We start from the raw sequence: 18,419 nt of genomic DNA on the forward strand, positions 1-18,419 counted from the left end.
CCTGTCAAGATATTTCTAATATATATTTTTATAGTTCAACGCAGGCCACAGCGGCCCGTACACGGAAAAAGCCGGGGCGACGATGCCGCCCCGGCCCGTTAAATCAAGCCTTGGCCGGGTCCCTCCAGTCGTCGCTTCCGGATGTATTGCCGGTGACGTGATCCCAATTGATTTTGCGGTAGCTCAACTTGACAGTGGCGAGTTGGGTAAAGGCTGCGAAGTTGAGATCCTGACAATGAGGCATCTCCAGGTTGATATCCACCACCTTCGCACCTTCGAGTGCAGTCGTGAAGAAGTGGGTCGGCGTGCTATTCTCCGTCCGGTACCACTTCATCTCGACCTTGAGCAGGTCGCCGACCGCCAGCGCGTTGTAAAGAAGTGGCACGGCCTTGTTCAACGTGCAGACAAAGGAAAAAGGCTGATGCACTCGGAAGCCGGTGGAATCGCCCGACTGGACGTCACGCGGCATGATGATTGAATGACTGAACGCCTGGACCATGATTTCATCTGTATGGCCGTCCTGGAACCCTTCGCCCATGGACTCCTTTGTCGTAGCGCCCGCGGTGATTAGCCCACCCTTCTCGCCCTCAATCTTCACATATGCTGGCATTGGCATGATCGTTTTCCTCGTGTTTCCCGACCCGAACCATCCGGGTCGTTATGGAAATGAGGATTGCCCGAACCATCCGAGCATACGCATCAGCTAATTTTTGCTTTTCTAATTTATTCTATAAGATATTGTTTTTCTTATTTTTTCAACCCCGGCACCGGATTTTCGGAGCGAAGTTCCGCCTTGGAAAGGCAATGCACGGGCGGATATCCGCCTGATGACGCAAAAAAGAAAGTGCGTGGGCGGCAGGTTTGCCGGAGTGCGAGCGGCAGCCGGCCACGCCTTGGCGGATTTCACCGCCCTGCGGGCGGTCCCGATTCGAGTGAACTCAATGCAGAAGGCGAGCCAGCGCGGCTTTCGATTTGTTCTGGAAGTTTTTGAAGCGAAAACGATTCATGCGCACGATCAGGGTCGGCTCTTCCTCGAACTCGAAAATGCAGAACACGTCGCCGCTTTCCGGCTCGACAAGCACTTCCAACTCTGTCAGATCAACTGAATATTCGGCTATATCGTTTTTGCTCATGTCCAAACCCCGCTAATGCATATTATTATATATACGTTTCGTTAACGCAAATCACTTCTAATTTTCGGTTTCCGCATTTTCGTGAGGCGGCGGGCGTGCGGCACATGCGCACCCAACGTATTCGGCAGGATTCCTCAGCCTTTGGACATGCAGGCACGGCGGGAGGTCGTTCTCCGTGCGTCCCGGTTGCGCCTCGCCGCGCAAGCGCATAACAAAGCCTTGATCCGCAGTTGCCCGGAAACCCGAATGACACCTCTCAAGCTCATCGCGCTCGACGCCGACGATCTGAAGATCGTGTCCGCCCATGTGCAGGACGCGGTTCTGAAAGTGGGCGACTTGCGCTTCGACGCAGCGCGCAGAAGCCTTGTGCTGCCGATGAACCGCTTCGCCTGGGAAAGCGCGGCAGGGCTGATTCGCCAGCACAATGAGCGGCGCAATGCGGTGCTGCATTTCGATCGCGTCAAATCAGTGCGCTCCACCGGTATTCCAAGGGACCGGAAGGCCGAGATATTGTCGCTGCTGGCCATCGATTTCGAGGCGGGCAGTGAACCTTCAGGCGAAATTGTGCTGCTTTTCGCGGGCGGCAGCATCATCCGCGCCGAAGTCGAGTGCATCGAGGCCCGCCTCACCGATCTCGGGGGCGCATGGCAGGCTTCCTCGCGCCCCGTTCACAAGGTTTGAGAATGCCGATCCGATTGAACCAGCGCGATCCGGGGTTTGAAAAGGCGTTCTCGGCCTTTCTCGACACCAAGCGCGAAGCCTCGCCGGAGGTGGACAAGGTGGTGCGCGACATCATCGCCGACGTGCGTGCGCGCGGCGACGAAGCGCTGTTCGACCTGTCCGCGAAATTCGACAGGGCCGACCTGCGCGTGCTCGGCATCGCCGTCTCGCGCAGGGACATCGAGGCCGCCTACGCGGCTGCCGACCCGGACACGGTGAACGCGCTGCACTTCGCGCGCGAACGGATCGAATCGCATCACCGCCGGCAGTTGCCCAAGGATGAGCGCTATGTGGATGCCATCGGGGCCGAACTCGGCTCGCGCTGGACGGCGGTCGAGTCGGTCGGACTTTACGTGCCGGGCGGGCTTGCGAGCTATCCAAGCTCGGTGCTGATGAACGCCGTGCCCGCGCGCGTCGCGGGCGTCGGGCGGCTCGCGATGGTCGTGCCCGCAAGCGGCGGCGCGATCAACCCGCTGGTGCTCGTGGCCGCCGACATTGCGGGCGTTGGCGAAATCTATCGCGTCGGCGGCGCGCAGGCGGTCGCGGCTCTGGCCTACGGCACGGAATCGATTGCTCCTGTCGCCAAGATCGTCGGGCCGGGCAACGCCTATGTCGCCGCCGCCAAGCGGCAGGTGTTCGGCAAGGTCGGCATCGATATGATCGCCGGACCTTCGGAGGTGCTGGTCGTCGCAGACGGCGAAAACGATCCCGAGTGGATCGCGGCTGACCTCATCGCGCAGGCCGAGCATGGCGGCGGCGCGCAGTCCATCCTGATCACGGACGACGCGGGATTTGCCGACGCTGTGGAAATCGCAGTCGGGCGGCAGATTGCCGCCCTGCCCCGGCCTGAACATGCCGCAGAAAGCTGGCGCGACTTCGGCGCGGTCATCCTTGTGGACCGGATCGACGATGCCCTGCCGCTGGTGGACCGCATCGCGGCGGAGCATGTCGAACTTGCATTCGACGCTGCCGAGGCGTTTTTCGCCCGCATGCGCAATGCAGGCGCGGTGTTCATCGGACGCCATACGCCCGAAGTGATCGGCGACTATGTCGGCGGCTCGAACCATGTGCTGCCGACGGCGCGCTCGGCGCGCTTTTCCTCCGGCCTTTCGGTTCTCGATTTCGTCAAGCGCACATCGATATTGAAGCTCGGCCCCGACCAGTTGCGACAGCTCGCCCCGGCGGCGATTTCGCTGGCCAAGGCGGAAGGGCTGGACGGGCATGCGCGCTCCGTTGCAATCAGGCTGAACATATAGGTTCAGGATGTCGGGCACCGGGCGCACCAACGCAAAGCTCGTGGACGTTGAACTGGACGAGACGATCGGCCGTTCAACGCCCGATGTCGAGCACGAGCGCGCGGTGGCGATCTTCGACCTGATCGAAGAGAACAGTTTCGCGCCGGTGAACGATGATTCGGGACCGTACAGGCTCAAGCTGTCGCTGGTTGAGTCGCGGCTGGTGTTCGCGATCTTTCGGGAAAACGGCGAGGCCGTGGTGACGCATATACTGTCGCTCACGCCCTTCCGGCGGATCATCAAGGACTACTACATGATCTGCGAGAGCTATTACGACGCGATCCGCTCGTCCACGCCCAGCCAGATCGAGGCAATCGACATGGGAAGGCGCGGTCTGCACAATGAGGGATCGCAGACGCTCATGGATCGCCTTTCGGGCAAGATCGAAATGGATTTCGACACTGCGAGGCGGTTGTTCACACTGGTATGCGTGCTGCATTGGCGCGGATGACGCCGCCCTTTCAAATCCAAGGTTCACAAATCGATCCCGATACTATAGGTTCCGCCAGCTTTTCGGCGCGGCCGAAAACACATGATTCCAAGCAAAGGTAGAGAATGCCGAAGGAAGAAGTCCTCGAATTTCCGGGCACCGTTACGGAACTGCTGCCCAACGCGATGTTTCGCGTAAAACTCGAAAACGAACACGAGATCATTGCCCACACCGCCGGCCGCATGCGCAAGAACCGCATCCGCGTGCTGACGGGCGACAAGGTTTTGGTCGAGATGACGCCCTATGACCTGACCAAGGGCCGCATCACCTATCGTTTCAAGTAGGACGGTCCTGATTCGACGGCCGGGACGGTATTCGCTGCGATGAGCACCGACAAAAAGCTGGTACTCGCCTCCGGCTCTCCACGCCGGATCGAACTGCTGCAACAGGCGGGCATCGAGCCCGACCGCGTTTTCCCGACCGAGATCGACGAGACCCCCTTGCGCTCGGAGCATCCGCGCTCGCTGGCCAAGCGGCTGGCGCGTGAGAAGGCGGAAAACGCCGCGCAACGGTTGAAGGAAGAAAGCGAATACGAGCCCGCATTCGTGCTGGCAGCCGACACGGTGGTCGCGGTCGGTCGCCGCATCCTGCCCAAGGCGGAAATCCTTGACGAAGCGGCCAACTGCCTCAAGCTTTTGTCGGGGCGCACGCATCGTGTCTATTCCGGCGTCTGCCTGGTCACACCGGACGGCAAGCTGCGACAGCGGCTCGTCGAAAGCCGGGTGAGATTCAAGCGTCTGTCGCGTCAGGAACTCGACGCCTATCTCGCGTCGGGCGAGTGGCGCGGCAAGGCGGGTGCCTATGGCGTGCAGGGCCTCGCAGGCAGCTTCGTGGTCAAGCTGGTGGGCTCCTATACCAATGTGGTCGGGCTGCCGCTTTATGAGACCGTCGCACTGCTGACCGGCGACGGCTATCCGGTGCATTTTAGCTGGCTCACCGTCGGACAGCCGAAGCCGGGGCGCTAATGAACGCGGACGCCGCAAAGGTCACGCCGATCCGCAGCCGCCGCCCCTGCCCCGAATGTGGAAAGCCGTCGGCGCGCGAGACCTATCCGTTCTGTTCGATGCGCTGCAAGCAGATCGATCTCAATCGCTGGCTCTCCGGCTCCTATGTGATCGGCCCGAAGGGCGACGCGGAAGAGGGCGACGAAGGCGACCGGTGAGCCGCGCCGAGCACCGTTCAACCGCCCACAATCGCACAGAAAATGACGCGATCTCATGTAGTTAGCGCGAGGGGTGAAATTTCGTTGCGGGGACGCTGGACAGCCGTCAATCCCATGCTATAACCCACGCGCCTTTCGGGGACTTCCCGCTTGCGCAACGCAGCTTCTGTTGAAACTGCATCAGGCCCAGGTAGCTCAGTTGGTAGAGCAGCGGACTGAAAATCCGCGTGTCGGTGGTTCGATTCCGCCCCTGGGCACCACCTCTGCTTTGCGTCAGCTAACTATTCGCCCTCGCAAGTGGCCGGCAGAAAAGCGAACGAATTCTGTGCTTTCGCGAAACTTCGCCTTGTGGTTGCCATGTTCTGTCTGCTTGTGGCGGCAAGCATGTTGGGACAGCGCGGCGTCCACGCAACAAAGTTCAACTCCCAGTGGAGCCAATCCGGCTCTGGGGCGTTGTGTAACGCAGGGGCATCCGTGTATTCATGCGCTCGAAGGGTCATCTCTGGAGGTTTATCAATGAAGAAACTCGTTCTCGGCCTCGCGCTGCTCGTTCCGCTGGCAGGCTGCACCAATGCTGAAAAAGGCGCGGTGATCGGCGGCGTTGGCGGCGCAGCACTCGGCACCGCCGCCGGCGGTAACGATACACGCAATGCCCTCATCGGCGGTGCGGTCGGTGCGGTTGCAGGTGCGCTCGTCGGCAAGGCGATGGACAACAACGGCAATACGCGCGAAGGCTGGTGCCGCTATCGCGACGAGTATGGCCGTATCTATGAGGCCCGTTGCCCGAGCGGCTATTGATCCATTCGGCATTGCATTCGAGAGGCCCGGCATCGCCCGGGCCTTTTCTTTTTCAACGCCGGAAGCCTGCGCTCGCTTCAACGAGCTTCTGTGTATAGGGCTGACGCGCATGGTGGGCAGCCAATTCATCGGACCGCAACGTTTCCACTTCCACGCCATGCTGCATCACCATCAGGCGTTCGCACATATGGGTGACGACCGCGAGATCGTGGCTGACGAGGACAAACGTGAGACCGCGCGCCTTGCGCACGGCTTCGAGCAGGTTGAGCACTTCGGCCTGGACAGAAGCGTCGAGCGCCGAAGTGGGTTCGTCCAGCAGCAGGATCGAGGGTTCGAGGATCAGCGCCCTTGCAATCGCGATCCGCTGGCGTTGCCCGCCTGACAGCTGATGCGGGTAGCGAAAGCGAAAGCCCGAACCCAGACCTACTTCTTGAAGGGCGCGCACGATGCGAAGCTCCGGTTGGTCCATGCCGTGAATGGCAATCGGCTCCTGCAACAGCCGGTCCACAGTCTGGCGGGGATGCAGCGATCCGTAAGGGTCCTGAAAGACCATCTGCACGCGGCGGTAGAACGCCTTGTCACGCTTCCTCCCAAGCGCCCTCCCGTCGACGGAAATCGCGCCGGATGCAACCGGGGCAAGCCCGGCTATCGCTCGTAATATGGTCGATTTGCCGGAACCCGATTCTCCGACCAGTCCGAAAGCCTCGCCCGAACCAACCTTGAGGCTCACCCCCTTGAGCGCTCGAAAACCGTCATAGACAACCGCGACTTCATTCAGTTCCAATGCCGCCGTCACAGCGCCCACTCCGGCCTGCGGTCGAGCGTGGGCAGCGGATGACGATCGACGTCGAGACGTGGCATGCAGTCCAGCAAGCCGCGCGTGTAAGGATGCTGCGCCTGCGCAAGCTCGGATGCCTTGAGCTGTTCGACGATCCTGCCCGCATACATGACGATGACGCGGTCGCAGAAGGACGATACCAGCCGCAGGTCATGCGAGATGAAGATCAGGCCCATGCCTCGCTCCGTGACCAGATGGTCGAGGATACGCAGCACGTCGAGTTGCACCGTGACGTCGAGCGCTGAGGTGGGTTCATCGGCGATGAGCAGTTCTGGATTGGCTATCAGCATCATGGCGATCATCGCGCGTTGGCCCATGCCGCCCGAGACCTCGTGCGGAAAGAGGTCGAAAACACGCGCCGGATCGCGAATCTGCACGCTTTCCAGCATGGCCAATGCGCGCTCCCGCGCCTCAGCCCTGCCGATCTTCTCGTGCGTGCGCAGCGATTCGACCACCTGACTGCCGATGGTCATGACCGGATCGAGCGAATATTTCGGATCCTGGAGAATCATGGCGATGCGGCCGCCGCGCAATTCGCGTCGTTGGCGCGCCGAGGACCGCATCAGGTCGATGCCGTCGAAATAGAGCCTGCGCGCCGTGACCCGCGCGTGCGGCGGCGTCAGACCCATGATCGCCCGGCCGGTCTGCGACTTGCCGGAGCCGGACTCTCCGACAATGCCCAATCGTTCCCGCCCAAGCTGGAAGGAGACACCGCGCACCGCCTCGATGGCGCTGCTTCGCGTCTGGAAACGGACCCACAGGTCCTCCACGGTGAGCAGCGCGCTCATTGGTTGGAACCCCTTGGATCGAGTGCGTCGCGCAAGCCGTCGCCCAGCAGGTTGAAGCCGAGGCTGACAATCAGGATCGCCATGCCGGGCATTGCCGCCACCCACCATTGGTCGAGAATGAAGCGGCGACCCGACGCGATCATCGCGCCCCATTCGGGCAGCGGGGGCTGCGCGCCAAGGCCGAGAAAGCCGAGACCCGCAGCGGTAAGGATGATTCCAGCCATGTCCAACGTCACGCGAACGATCAGCGAGGAAATGCACAGCGGCATGATGTGGCGCACGACAATGCGCGCGGGCGACGCGCCCATCAGGCGCACGGCGGCGATGTAGTCCGAATTGCGCACCGTCAGCGTCTCGGCCCGTGCGATGCGCGCATAGGGAGGCCATGAAGTGATCGCGATTGCAATGACCGCATTCTCGATGCCGGGGCCGAGCGAGGCCACGAAGGCGAGCGCAAGGATGAGTTTCGGAAAGGCGAGGAAGATGTCGGTGATGCGGCTGAGGATCGTGTCCACCCAACCACCCGCATAGCCCGCAACCGTGCCCACCATCAGCCCGATGGGCGCGGCGAGGATAGCGACCAGCACCACGACATAGAGCGTCAGGCGCGAACCGAAAATGATGCGCGAGAGAATGTCGCGCCCCTGATCGTCCGTTCCCATCCAGTGCTGCCAGTCGGGCGGCCTCAACCCCTGTCTGAGGTCACCCGCGACGGGGGAATAGGGTGCCAGCACATCGGCGAAAGTGGCCACGAACAACAAAGCGGCGATGATGCCGAGGCCAACCAGCGCAAGTCGGTTGGAAGCGAAGCGCTGCCAGCTCATATAGGCGCGGCCGAGCCTTGCCTGCAGCCGCGATTGCGGGCGCTCGCTCAGCAGCCATTCGCGCCGGGACATGGCGGTTTCGCTCATGGGCGCGTCCTTGGATCGAGAACGCGATAGAGCAGGTCGGACAGGAGATTGAGCGTGATGAAGATCGCGCCGATCACGATGGTGCCGCCGAGCACGGCGTTCATGTCGGCGTTCTGGAGCGAGTTGTAGAGATAGGAGCCGATGCCGGGCCATGCGAACACGGTTTCGGTCAGGACGGACCCTTCCAGCAGCGTCGCGTAGGAAAGCGCGATCACCGTCACCAGAGGCACCGCGGCGTTGCGCAACGCATGACCCCAGATGACGCGGGTTTCGGAAACGCCCTTTGCGCGCGCCGCCACGATATATTCCTGCGAAAGCTCGTTCAGCATGAAGGATCGAGTCATGCGGCTGATGTAAGCCATTGAAAAATAGCCAAGAAGCGCGCCCGGCAGGATGACGTGGCGGAACACGTCGACAAACACATTCCAATCGCCCTGCAAGACCGCATCGAGCAGGAACAGGCCGGTGATCGGGGTGAAGCTGTACTCGTAGGCCACGCCGATGCGGCCCGGTCCTTCCACCCAGCCGAGCCGGGCATAGAACACCAGAAGCGAGATGAGGCCCAGCCAGAAGATGGGCACCGAATATCCGATCAGCCCGATCACGCGCACAAGTTGATCGACAAGGCTGTCGCGCTTCACCGCCGCCAGCACGCCGAGGGGAATGCCGAGCAACAATCCGATGACGGTGCCGACGGTGGCCAGTTCGAAGGTTGCGGGCAGCACGCGCCTGATGTCGTCCATCACCGGATAGGTGGACAGGACGGAATTGCCGAAATCCCCGCTGAGCGCCTTGGTGAGGTAAAGCGTGTACTGGTCCCACAGGGGGAGATCGAGGCCGTATTGCTTGCGCGCGGCGGCAACCACGCTGGCTGGCGCGCGGTCCCCGACAATCGCCAGCACAGGGTCGATCGGTATGACGCGACCAATGAAGAACGTGACGGTGATCAGGCCGAGGAAGGTGATAGCGGCAACGACGATGAAATTTGCCGCCGACCGGAGGAAAGCGGCGCCGGCATGGCGCCGTCCCTGCATGGTCGCGCGGTCAGCGGCGTTCGCCAATGGCGGAACCCCTGCCCGCTATTTGGTCACCGGAGCCACGAAATTCGTGTCGAAGGTCGGGCCAAGCTGGAAGCCCTGTATATTCTTGCGCAGTCCTGCCACTTCGATTTCCTGCCAAAGCAGGACGAAGGGACCGTTGTCGCGCACTTTCTGTTGCAGGTCGGCATACATTTCGGAGCGATTGTCTGGATCGCGCTCTGTCAGCGCATCCTTCACCGTCTGCTGCATGTCGGCCGGGACATCCCAGGCGTTGCGCCATGCGAGCGTCTTGTTCATCGAATCGTCGGCATTGTTGGGGTTGGAGGCGAATGTCTCCGCATTGGAATTGGGGTCCCAGTAATCCACGCCCCATTGCAGGATCGCCATGTCGTGCTGCCGCGCGCGGTACTTGGTCAGAATGGTCTTGAAGTCGCCGGGAATGATCTCGATCTTGATGCCCGCCTGTGCGGCGGTCGCCTGTATGGCCTCCGCCACGCCGGAAACCGGCTGCTGGCTGCGCACGTCCATGGTGACCGAGAACCCGTCCGGCAGGCCGGCCTTTGCAAGAAGTTCCTTGGCCTTGGCGACGTCAAGTTTGTAGGGCAGGTCATCGCGCGCGCCGAGAATACCTGTCGGCAGGAAGTTCTGGTGGATCACGCCGATGCCCTTCAGAAGCGTCTCCCCCAGCGCTTCATAGTCGACCAGATATTTGAACGCTTCGCGCACCTCCGGCTTGGCGAGATTTTCGTTCTTCTGGTTGAGACTGAAATAGTAGACCGTGCTCTTCGGCGCGGATGTGAACGCCAGGTCGCCATTCTTGCTGACCGCATCGAAGTCGCCCGGTTGCAGGTTGCGCGCGACATCCACGTCGCCCTTTTCCAGCATCAGGCGCTGCGTGGCGCTCTCCTTGACGTGGCGGTAGACGACGCGGGCGAGCTTGGCCTGGTCGCCATAGTAGTTGTCGTTGCGCTCGATGACGACGGCTTCGTTGGCCTTCCACTCGCGCGTCTTGAACGGGCCCGAACCCGCATAGTTGGTCTTGAGCCAGCCATTGCCGAAATCATTGTCGAACTTGTATTCCTCGCTGGGCGCTACGGCGGCCACATGCTCCTTCACCAGCTTGGAATCGACGATTGCGCCGACCGTTGCGGTCAGGCAGTTCAGCACGAAGGTCGGCGCATAGGACTTGTCGACCGTGAACACGAAGGTGCCCGGATCGGCAGCCTTCGCCTTGTCGGTCACATTGTCCGCCGTCAGTCCGAATTGCTGGATGATGAATGCGGGGCTCTTGTTCAGCTTCACGGCCCGCTCGAACGACCATGCCACGTCGTCTGCGGTGATCGGGTTGCCCGATGCGAACTTGATGTCCGGCTTGAGCTTGAACGTATAGGTGAGGCCGTCGTCGGAGACGGTCCAGCTATCCGCGATGCCGCTGATGACCTTGGTCGTGTCGGCGGCGTCGAGACGCACAAGCATGTCATAGGTGTTTCCGGTGATTTCGCCGGTCGAAAGCTCGAACGCCTCGGCCGGGTCCAGCGAGATCATGTCATCGATTGCCCAGGCCTGAACCAGAGTGTCCGGCGGGGTGTCGGCAAACGCGGCAGGGACAACAGCAAGCAGAGCGGAAAGCAGCGTCCCCGACAAAAGGACACGTGAACGCGTGGCATGAATTCGCATCATCATCACTCTGTTCCCTTCTGTAATCATTGACGTTTTTGTCAGTTTTCGCCCCAGGCGGCACGCAGGACGCGGAACCAGTTTTCCCGGCATATCTTTGCCAGCTCCCGTCCAGAATATCCGGCGCTTCGCAGGGCTTCAACGAAGAATTGAAGGCCGGCTGCGTCCCCAATCTGCGCGGGAATCGATGCGCCATCGAAGTCCGAGCCGATCGCGACACAGTCGATTCCCATGCGCTCCACCATGTAGTCGACATGGCGGATCATGCTGTCGACCGGGGTGTCCACATTGTCGCCCGCGTCGGCCCGCAGCATGGTCACGGCGAAGTTCAGCCCGACGAGGCCCTTGCTCTCCTTGACCGCATCGAGTTGCCGGTCGGTGAGGTTGCGCGCCACCGGGGTCAGCGCATGGACGTTCGAATGGCTGGCGATGAGCGGCTGGTCGGTGGTGCGGGCGACGTCCCAAAATCCTTTTTCCGTGATGTGCGAAAGGTCGATCAGAATGCCGAGCCGATTGCACGCGCGCACGAGATCGAAACCGGCATCGGTCAGGCCCGGCCCTGTGTCCGGGCTCATGGGATAGGCGAAGGGCACGCCGTGGCCGAATATGTTGTTGCGACTCCAGACCGGCCCGAGCGATCGCAGCCCGGCGGCGTGGAAAACTTCAAGCGCAGCGAGTTCGCGGTCAATCGGCTCGCAACCTTCCATATGCATGACCGCCGCGAAGATTTTTTCGTCCATCGCGTGCTCGATGTCGTCGACGCTGCGGCAGAGCCGCCACGCGCCCGCCTCGTCCAGCTTCACGGCGATGGCCGCCTTCTGAATTGCGATGTCGAGCGAAGGCTGGCGCTCCAGCGTTTGCGAAAGCGGGGTGGTATAGTGGCCCTTCGCATCCGGTCGATCGAGCGCGAGATGGCCTGCGGGGATGTAGATAGCGCAGAGGCCGCCGGCCAATCCGCCCGCTGCCGCCCTTGGCCCGTCGATATGGCCGGACCGCGTGCCCTCGGCAAATTCCCTGACCGGATCGCTGCCGGATTGCGCGCTCAGCCACATGCGCAGCAACACGTCATTGTGGCCGTCGAAAACCGCTTCCATCACGCACTCCACGTTTTTGCGCGATGATGTTCAGCAGTCGCTTTGCATATCAAGGGGGCGGCGCGCTGCAACACAGGATTGCGTTAGCTTTGGACCACGCACCTATTGTGTGTATTAAGGACACCGAAGAAGGAATCGTCGATGAATCAGAATACCCTCTATTTGCTTCTTGGAGTGCTCCTCGCAGCGGTCATCGTTATGGGCCTCTACATTTGGCGGCAGGAATCGAAGCCCGACGGCGTCGAACTGCGCATTGATCAGAACGGCGTTTCCGTCGAACAGAACTAGGGGTCAGGACCGCCGCATCATCATTGCGGCGAGCAGGCCCAACACAACCAATCCGACAGCGGCGGCGGCAGCAGGATTTTCGCGTGCATGCCGCTCCACGGTGCGCGCGGATTTGCGCACGGTCGGAAGGGCATCTACGACCCGGTCGGCGATCTCTTCATAGATGTGTGCGACGCCGTCGCTGGCGTCTTCATACGCTGCCGCTCCACGCTTCGCGGCGATCTTGCGCAGACCCTTCACTTCCTTGCGGAGGCTCGCGAGCTGCGCCTCCAAATTCTCGATCACTTCGTCGCGCGAGTAGGAAAAATAGCTTGCCATGACATGCCCTCAGTGATGCATCGTTCACAGAAAAACGGACGAGCCCAGAGTTGGTTCCTGTCTCAGCGCGCCGTATTGCGCCGGGTAAGCGCTGCCTCCCAGTCCAGTGCGTCTCCGACGATCAGGTCGAGATTGTCGCGCTGCGGCTTCCAGCCGAGCGCGCTGCGCGCCAGATCGGCATTGGCCACGATTGCGGCGGGGTCGCCGGGACGGCGCTCAGCCTTGCGCACATCGAAATCTCCGCCGTGAACGCGGCGAACGCTGTCGATCACCTCGAGCACGGAATAGCCGTGACCATAGCCGCAATTCGCGGTGAGGTTTCCCTCCCCTGCCCGCAGGCGCTCCAGCGCAAGCCTGTGCGCGGCCGCGAGGTCCGATACATGGATGTAGTCTCGCACGCAGGTGCCGTCCGGCGTCGCGTAGTCCGAGCCGAATACCTGCATTTGGCTGCGCTTGCCGAGCGCCGTTTCGCTCGCGACCTTGATGAGGTGCGTCGCGCCCGGCGTGGACTGACCCGTGCGACCACGCGGATCCGCCCCCGCCACGTTGAAGTAGCGCAGCACTGTATAGGTGAGCGGGTGGGCCGCCGCTGTATCGGCGAGCATCCACTCCGTCATCAGCTTGGAGCGCCCATAAGGCGATTCGGGCCTGAGCACCGCATCCTCGCGCACAGGCTCGGACCCCTGCCCGCCATAGACCGCAGCTGTGGAGGAAAAGATGAAGTGCTTTACGCCTCCCTTGACCGCCGATTCCAGAAGGTTGCGCGTCTTGGTTGTGTTGTTCGCGTAATAGCCGAGCGGATCGGTGACCGATTCCGGCACGACGATGGAACCCGCAAAATGAATGATCGATTCGATATCGTTTTCGGCGATCACACTGTCGGTCAGCGCCGTGTCGCCGATATCGCCAACGACCAACTTCGCCTCCGGCGCGACCGCCCACTCAAACCCCGTCGAGAGCCTGTCGATGACGACGACATCCTCGCCGGCATCGAGCAACTCCCACACCATGTGACTTCCGATGTATCCGGCTCCGCCGGTCACGAGCACCGCCATGCAACTCCCCGCATTCCGCCAATTCGGGTTGTGCGAGGAGTTAGCCGGATTGAAGCCGGATGCGCAACTAGGGTCAGGGCCTATTAATTTGGACGAAATGGCACCTGAATCGACAAAAAGGTGCAAGGAGAAGCGCGAAGGTCGATGGGGTTCCATCGTCCGAGCGGTTCGACGCGGCGGCTTGCGGCCGTTTCGGGTGCCATTTCGTTCAAATTAGCAGGTCCTGACCCGAGCCTTCCGGCTACTTGACCTGCATCAATGCGGGCGTGGCATTTTGCCTCCATAGGCACAATAGACGCGTGCGAAGGGCGACCTTATGATCCGCCCGCAAATTCGGAGTGCCTCTATGAACTATCAACGGTTTTTCGAGGAAGCGATCGACCAGCTCCATGCGGAGCGCCGTTATCGCGTATTCGCGGACCTTGAACGTATCGCCGGCAAATTTCCCCAGGCGATCTGGCGATTTAACGGTGAAGCGAAGGAAATCACCGTCTGGTGCTCCAACGACTATCTCGGCATGGGCCAGCACCCCGACGTGATCGCAGCCTTTCAGGGCACGGCGGAGCGCATGGGGTCCGGCGCGGGAGGCACCCGCAATATTTCCGGCACGAATCATCCGCTTGTCGAGCTTGAGCAGGAGCTTGCCGATTTGCACAGGAAGGAAGCCGCGCTGGTCTTTACCTCCGGCTTCGTGTCGAACGAGGCGGCCATCTCGACGATTGCGCGGCTTTTGCCGAATTGCCTGATCCTGTCCGACGAGTTGAACCACGCTTCCATGATTGAAGGCGTGCGCCGCTCGGGCGCGGAGAAGAAGGTGTTTCGCCACAACGACGTGGCGCATCTGGAAAGCATGCTCCAGACGGCGGGGCGCGAACGTGCCAAGCTCATCGTTTTCGAAAGCGTCTATTCGATGGACGGAGACATCGCGCCGATCGCGGCCATTGCCGATCTTGCCGAAAAGTACAATGCGATGACCTATATCGACGAGGTTCACGCGGTGGGCATGTATGGTCCGCGCGGTGGTGGCATCACCGAGCGCGAGCGCCTCGCGCATCGCATCGACATCATTGAAGGCACGCTTGCAAAGGCTTTCGGCACGCTTGGCGGCTATATCAGCGGCCCGCGCGCGGTTGTCGACGCCGTGCGCTCCTATGCGCCGGGCTTCATCTTCACCACGGCGCTCCCGCCTGCAATCGCATCGGCGGCAGCGACCTCGATCCGTCATCTGAAGCAATCGCAGAGCGAACGTGATGCCCAGCAGCAGCAGGCCGCGCGCACCAAGCAGGTGCTTGGCGATGCCGGGCTGCCGGTCATGCCGTCAGAGACCCACATCGTGCCGGTGCTGGTTGGTGATCCCGAACTCTGCAAGATGGCGACCGACCGGCTGCTCGGGAAGCACGGCATTTACATCCAGCCTATCAACTATCCGACCGTGCCGCGCGGCACCGAGCGGCTGCGGATCACGCCGACCCCCTTTCACAGCGATGCCCTGATCGACGTGTTGAAGGATGCGCTGGTCGAGACTTGGAACGCGCTGGGCATTCCCTATGCCGGAAAGGACCGTCCGACGGTCGCCCAGTCAGAGCGGGTCATTCCGCTGGTTGTTCCCGCAGCGGGCGGATAAGAGCCGTTCCGGCGGCTATGCCGCCGGGCCTTTGTGAATCATTCCAGTTCGTTCTGCGAAAGAGTTGGAGCGTTACAGCGCGTGCATCCAGCCGTGCGTGTCCTCGACCGACCCGCGCTGGATTCCGACCAGCCTGCCGCGCAACTCTGTGGTGATCTCGCCATCGCCGCTGTTGCCGATGGCGAAGGTGCCGCCCGGATATTTCACCGTGCCGATGCCGGCGATGACCGCTGCGGTGCCGCAGGCAAACGCCTCGCGAAGCCTGCCGCTGGCCGCGTCGGCTTTCCATTGGTCGAAGGAATACGGCGTCTCATTGACCGTGTATCCGGCTTCATGGGCGAGCTTCATGATGGATTCGCGGGTGATGCCGGGAAGGATCGTGCCGAGCGGCGGAGTGATGATGGTCTTGTCGTCCATGACGAAGAAGATGTTCATGCCGCCCAGTTCATCGACCCATCTGCGCTCAACCGCGTCAAGGAACACCACCTGATCGCAGCCGTTCTTAAACGCTTCCGCCGTCGCCACGAGGCTTGACGCATAGTTGCCGCCGCATTTCGCAGCGCCCGTGCCACCCGGTGCGGCACGCGTGTATTCCTCGGATATCCAGACGGAAACGGTCTTGTATCCGCCCTTGAAATAGGCCCCGACCGTCGAGCCGATGACGCAGAAGATGTATTCGTTCGCCGGACGCACGCCAAGGAACGCTTCGCTGGCGAACATGAAGGGGCGAAGGTAAAAGCTGCCGTCGCCCTGCGGCACCCATGATTCATCGGTGTGCACGAGGGCTTCCACCGCTTCGATGAACAGCTTTTCGGGCAGCTCCGGCATGGCCATGCGTTCCGCCGACTGGTTGAAGCGCCGGGCATTTTCTTCCGGGCGGAACAGCGCGAGCGAACCATCCGTCATGCGATAGGCCTTCATGCCCTCGAAGATTTCCTGGGCGTAGTGAAGGACAGCACTTGCAGGGTCGATCTGGAACGGCTCGCGCGGGCGAATCCGGGCGTCGTGCCAACCCTTGTCCGCGGTCCATGTGATCGTCACCATGTGGTCGCTGAACACCTTGCCGAAGCCGGGGTTCACCATGAGGGCCGCACGCTCTTCGTCCGTCTTGGGCGATGGGTGGGCAATCTTCCTGAAAGTGCCTTCCTGCGTCATACCTGACCTCCCGTCAGCCGCCTCTTGATGCAACGGCTGAAATATTAGCAAATCTCAACTTGGTGGTGACGCCAGTTCTTGCGTTTGGCAAGCGGCGGCTCCCGCGTGCGAATGTCACAGCCCGGCGATCCACGTCGCTATCCTTTTTGAAGCCTCTTCGACATCTTCCAACCGGCGGTTGAAGCACAGGCGGAAAAATGCTTCCCCACCCTCGCCGAAAGCGGTGCCGGGAGCGAGGCCGACATTGGCCTCATCAACGATATCGAAGGCCGCAGCGCCGGAATCGGAAATGCCGTCCACCCCGAAAAACAGGTAGAACGCACCGACCGGCGCGGTGAGACGCGCGCGTCCGCTGCCGCCAATGATGCTTGTGGCCAGGTCGCGCGCCCGTCTCGCGCGCTCGACCTGCGCAAAGACGTAGGAGTCCCCTTCGTCGAGCGCGGCAACCCCGCCACGCTGCATGAAGGTGGCGACGCCCGAGGTCGAATACTGGATGAGGTTTTCGAATACCTGTTGAAGGGAGGGGTGCACCTTGACCCATCCCATGCGCCAACCGGTCATCGACCAGTTCTTCGAAAAAGTGTTGACGAACAGAACCCGGTCCTCTTCCTCCATCACGTCGAGGAAGGATGGTGCGCGCCCGCCGCCGAAGTGAAACAGCGTGTAGATTTCATCCGCGATGATCCAGAGCCCGTGCTTGCGCGCAATCGCCAGGATCGTCCGCAGCGTTTCATGGTCGCCGGTCCAGCCGGTCGGGTTGGACGGCGTGTTGATGAACAGGGCGCGCGTGCGCGGGGTAATTGCCGCCTCGATGCGTTCCGGGTCAAGCGTCCAGCCATTGTCGTTGAAGTCGAGGCGCACCGGCACGGGCCTCGCCCCTGCGATTTCGACTGCTGCCGGAAGGTTTGGCCATGCCGGCGAAAGATAGATCACCTCGTCGCCTGCGCCGACGGTTGCATTGATGCAAAGCTGGATCGCCTGCATGCCGCCGCCCGTGACCAGAAATTCCGAGGGATCGAACGCACGTCCGAAATGGCGCGTATGGTAGCGGGCGAGCGCTTCGCGCAATTCGGGTATGCCGCGCTGCCGCGTGTAGAAGGTTTCGCCCGCGGCCATGGATTCCATGGCAGGGCGGCTGATGAATTCCGGCGTCGGAGCGTCGCCTTCTCCCGCCCACAACGGGATGAGGCCCGGCTTGCCCCACCCATGCGTCATCACGGCCACAATGCCGCTGATCGGCGCTTGCCTCGCTTCAGGCCGCAAAGCAGTGAGCAGGTCCATCCGGAAACCCATTAGGTAAGAATTGCTGTCCTATTTATACGTGTCGTCCAAAAAAGAAAGTCCCCGGAGACGACCACCGGGGACGTTTTCTTGATCCAGACAGGACTCGAAGGTCTATTTCGCCTTTGTGGGCTTGGCGCCGGTCGCGAGAAGGTCGCGTATCTCCGTGAGAAGTTGCACGTCGGCGGGCGCGGCGGCAGGCGCCGGAGCCGGTTTTTCCTTTTCAAGCCGGCGACGCGCGGTGTTGACCCCCTTAACCATCAGGAAAACGATCCAGGCGAGGATGACGAAGTTCAGCAGCACCGTGGCGAAGTTTCCGTATGCGATCACCGGTCCTTGCTCGCGGGCGGCGGCTAGCGAGGTTGCGGTGACGTTGGATGAAAGCGGCAAGAAGTAGTTGCTGAAGTCGCGCTGACCGGCAAGGCCGACAATCGGCATGATAAGATCGTTGACGACCGAATCGACAATCTTGCTGAACGCGGCGCCGATGATCACGCCGACCGCGAGATCCATGACGTTGCCGCGCGAGATAAATTCCTGAAATTCCTTTAGCATTATCCACCCTCCGATTGGTGACAGAGGCGCCGCCACGACGATCGCCACAGCTGAGGATAGCAAAAAGGATCGCTCGCAAAACCCTTAATGGAATCCGGCTGACAGTTTGCAGCATGGCGTTGTATCGAGGTGACGGCAGCGGAATGGACAAGTTCGGCAGGCTGTGCTTGCCTCGGCCGGACAGGGAGGGCCGTTAA

At 61.5% G+C, this 18,419-nt stretch carries 22 protein-coding genes and 1 tRNA gene; 10 read left to right on the forward strand and 13 right to left on the reverse strand.

Translation table 11 applies throughout. The features are described from left to right. Positions 1–103: 103 nt before the first annotated feature. Positions 104–616, reverse strand: a complete 513-nt coding sequence (locus M9924_03160) for an Hcp family type VI secretion system effector (GenBank protein MCO5063395.1) — start codon at positions 614–616, stop codon at positions 104–106. A 322-nt stretch (positions 617–938) separates the two neighbouring features. Beyond that, positions 939–1,133, reverse strand: coding sequence for a hypothetical protein (locus M9924_03165; protein ID MCO5063396.1), 195 nt, complete (start codon positions 1,131–1,133; stop codon positions 939–941). Between the two features lie 246 nt (positions 1,134–1,379). On the opposite strand from M9924_03165, the gene M9924_03170 reads away from it, so the two are divergent. From M9924_03170 to M9924_03205, 8 genes are all read left to right on the forward strand, one after another. Beyond that, positions 1,380–1,814: a DUF2948 family protein gene (locus tag M9924_03170; GenBank protein ID MCO5063397.1), complete on the forward strand. Its 435-nt coding sequence runs from the start codon at positions 1,380–1,382 to the stop codon at positions 1,812–1,814. A gap of 2 nt (positions 1,815–1,816) precedes the next feature. Further along, complete coding sequence (gene hisD / locus M9924_03175) at positions 1,817–3,109, forward strand: histidinol dehydrogenase (GenBank protein MCO5063398.1); 1,293 nt, start codon at positions 1,817–1,819, stop codon at positions 3,107–3,109. Positions 3,110–3,116: 7 nt separating this feature from the next. Further along, positions 3,117–3,599, forward strand: coding sequence for a UPF0262 family protein (locus M9924_03180; GenBank protein ID MCO5063399.1), 483 nt, complete (start codon positions 3,117–3,119; stop codon positions 3,597–3,599). A gap of 104 nt (positions 3,600–3,703) precedes the next feature. After that, entirely contained in the window at positions 3,704–3,922 is a 219-nt protein-coding gene (gene infA / locus M9924_03185) for a translation initiation factor IF-1 (protein MCO5063400.1), read from the forward strand. 39 nt (positions 3,923–3,961) lie between these two features. Beyond that, positions 3,962–4,603, forward strand: coding sequence for a Maf-like protein (locus tag M9924_03190; GenBank protein MCO5063401.1), 642 nt, complete (start codon positions 3,962–3,964; stop codon positions 4,601–4,603). Then, positions 4,603–4,800: a DNA gyrase inhibitor YacG gene (yacG, locus tag M9924_03195; GenBank protein MCO5063402.1), complete on the forward strand. Its 198-nt coding sequence runs from the start codon at positions 4,603–4,605 to the stop codon at positions 4,798–4,800. Before M9924_03190 ends, yacG begins: the two co-directional genes overlap by 1 nt. Positions 4,801–4,984: 184 nt before the next feature. Continuing rightward, a tRNA-Phe gene (locus M9924_03200) sits at positions 4,985–5,060 on the forward strand. Between the two features lie 256 nt (positions 5,061–5,316). Further along, entirely contained in the window at positions 5,317–5,598 is a 282-nt protein-coding gene (locus M9924_03205) for a glycine zipper domain-containing protein (GenBank protein MCO5063403.1), read from the forward strand. 52 nt (positions 5,599–5,650) lie between these two features. On the opposite strand, the gene M9924_03210 is transcribed toward M9924_03205, so the two are convergent. Genes M9924_03210 through M9924_03235 form a run of 6 tightly spaced genes read right to left on the reverse strand, consistent with a single transcriptional unit; the run spans position 5,651 to position 11,946 of the window. Further along, positions 5,651–6,394 (reverse strand): ABC transporter ATP-binding protein, encoded by a 744-nt coding sequence (locus tag M9924_03210; protein ID MCO5063404.1) that lies wholly within the window; start codon positions 6,392–6,394, stop codon positions 5,651–5,653. Then, positions 6,391–7,224: an ABC transporter ATP-binding protein gene (locus M9924_03215; protein ID MCO5063405.1), complete on the reverse strand. Its 834-nt coding sequence runs from the start codon at positions 7,222–7,224 to the stop codon at positions 6,391–6,393. Before M9924_03215 ends, M9924_03210 begins: the two co-directional genes overlap by 4 nt. Further along, the gene (locus M9924_03220) at positions 7,221–8,135 is read right to left on the reverse strand and encodes an ABC transporter permease (GenBank protein MCO5063406.1); all 915 of its coding nucleotides are present in this window, start codon (positions 8,133–8,135) and stop codon (positions 7,221–7,223) included. The genes M9924_03215 and M9924_03220 overlap by 4 nt, the downstream gene beginning before the upstream one ends. Further along, positions 8,132–9,169 carry an ABC transporter permease gene (locus tag M9924_03225; GenBank protein MCO5063407.1) on the reverse strand — a complete coding sequence of 346 codons (1,038 nt, stop codon included), beginning with the start codon at positions 9,167–9,169 and terminating at the stop codon, positions 8,132–8,134. Before M9924_03225 ends, M9924_03220 begins: the two co-directional genes overlap by 4 nt. Before the next feature lie 45 nt (positions 9,170–9,214). Then, a complete protein-coding gene (locus tag M9924_03230; protein MCO5063408.1) occupies positions 9,215–10,858 on the reverse strand; it encodes an ABC transporter substrate-binding protein in 1,644 nt (547 codons plus the stop codon). Positions 10,859–10,893: 35 nt separating this feature from the next. Then, positions 10,894–11,946: a dipeptidase gene (locus tag M9924_03235; protein MCO5063409.1), complete on the reverse strand. Its 1,053-nt coding sequence runs from the start codon at positions 11,944–11,946 to the stop codon at positions 10,894–10,896. 141 nt (positions 11,947–12,087) lie between these two features. Between M9924_03235 and M9924_03240 the strand changes: the two genes are divergently transcribed. Next, positions 12,088–12,234: a hypothetical protein gene (locus M9924_03240; protein ID MCO5063410.1), complete on the forward strand. Its 147-nt coding sequence runs from the start codon at positions 12,088–12,090 to the stop codon at positions 12,232–12,234. Positions 12,235–12,237: 3 nt separating this feature from the next. On the opposite strand, the gene M9924_03245 is transcribed toward M9924_03240, so the two are convergent. Beyond that, on the reverse strand, positions 12,238–12,552 hold the full coding sequence (locus tag M9924_03245) for a hypothetical protein (protein ID MCO5063411.1): 315 nt from the start codon (positions 12,550–12,552) through the stop codon (positions 12,238–12,240). Between the two features lie 62 nt (positions 12,553–12,614). Next, entirely contained in the window at positions 12,615–13,607 is a 993-nt protein-coding gene (galE, locus tag M9924_03250; GenBank protein MCO5063412.1) for a UDP-glucose 4-epimerase GalE, read from the reverse strand. A gap of 346 nt (positions 13,608–13,953) precedes the next feature. Here galE and hemA point away from each other — a divergent pair, with 346 nt between their 5' ends. Continuing rightward, a complete protein-coding gene (hemA, locus tag M9924_03255) occupies positions 13,954–15,231 on the forward strand; it encodes a 5-aminolevulinate synthase (GenBank protein ID MCO5063413.1) in 1,278 nt (425 codons plus the stop codon). Positions 15,232–15,303: 72 nt separating this feature from the next. Here the strand turns inward: hemA and M9924_03260 are convergent, their stop codons facing one another. From M9924_03260 to mscL, 3 genes are all read right to left on the reverse strand, one after another. After that, entirely contained in the window at positions 15,304–16,386 is a 1,083-nt protein-coding gene (locus M9924_03260) for a branched-chain amino acid aminotransferase (protein ID MCO5063414.1), read from the reverse strand. A gap of 114 nt (positions 16,387–16,500) precedes the next feature. Beyond that, a complete protein-coding gene (locus M9924_03265; GenBank protein MCO5063415.1) occupies positions 16,501–17,667 on the reverse strand; it encodes a pyridoxal phosphate-dependent aminotransferase in 1,167 nt (388 codons plus the stop codon). Between the two features lie 114 nt (positions 17,668–17,781). After that, positions 17,782–18,222 carry a large conductance mechanosensitive channel protein MscL gene (mscL, locus tag M9924_03270; GenBank protein MCO5063416.1) on the reverse strand — a complete coding sequence of 147 codons (441 nt, stop codon included), beginning with the start codon at positions 18,220–18,222 and terminating at the stop codon, positions 17,782–17,784. Positions 18,223–18,419 lie beyond the last annotated feature (197 nt).

The organism is Rhizobiaceae bacterium, assembly GCA_023953835.1.
Taxonomy (GTDB): domain Bacteria; phylum Pseudomonadota; class Alphaproteobacteria; order Rhizobiales; family Rhizobiaceae; genus Mesorhizobium_G.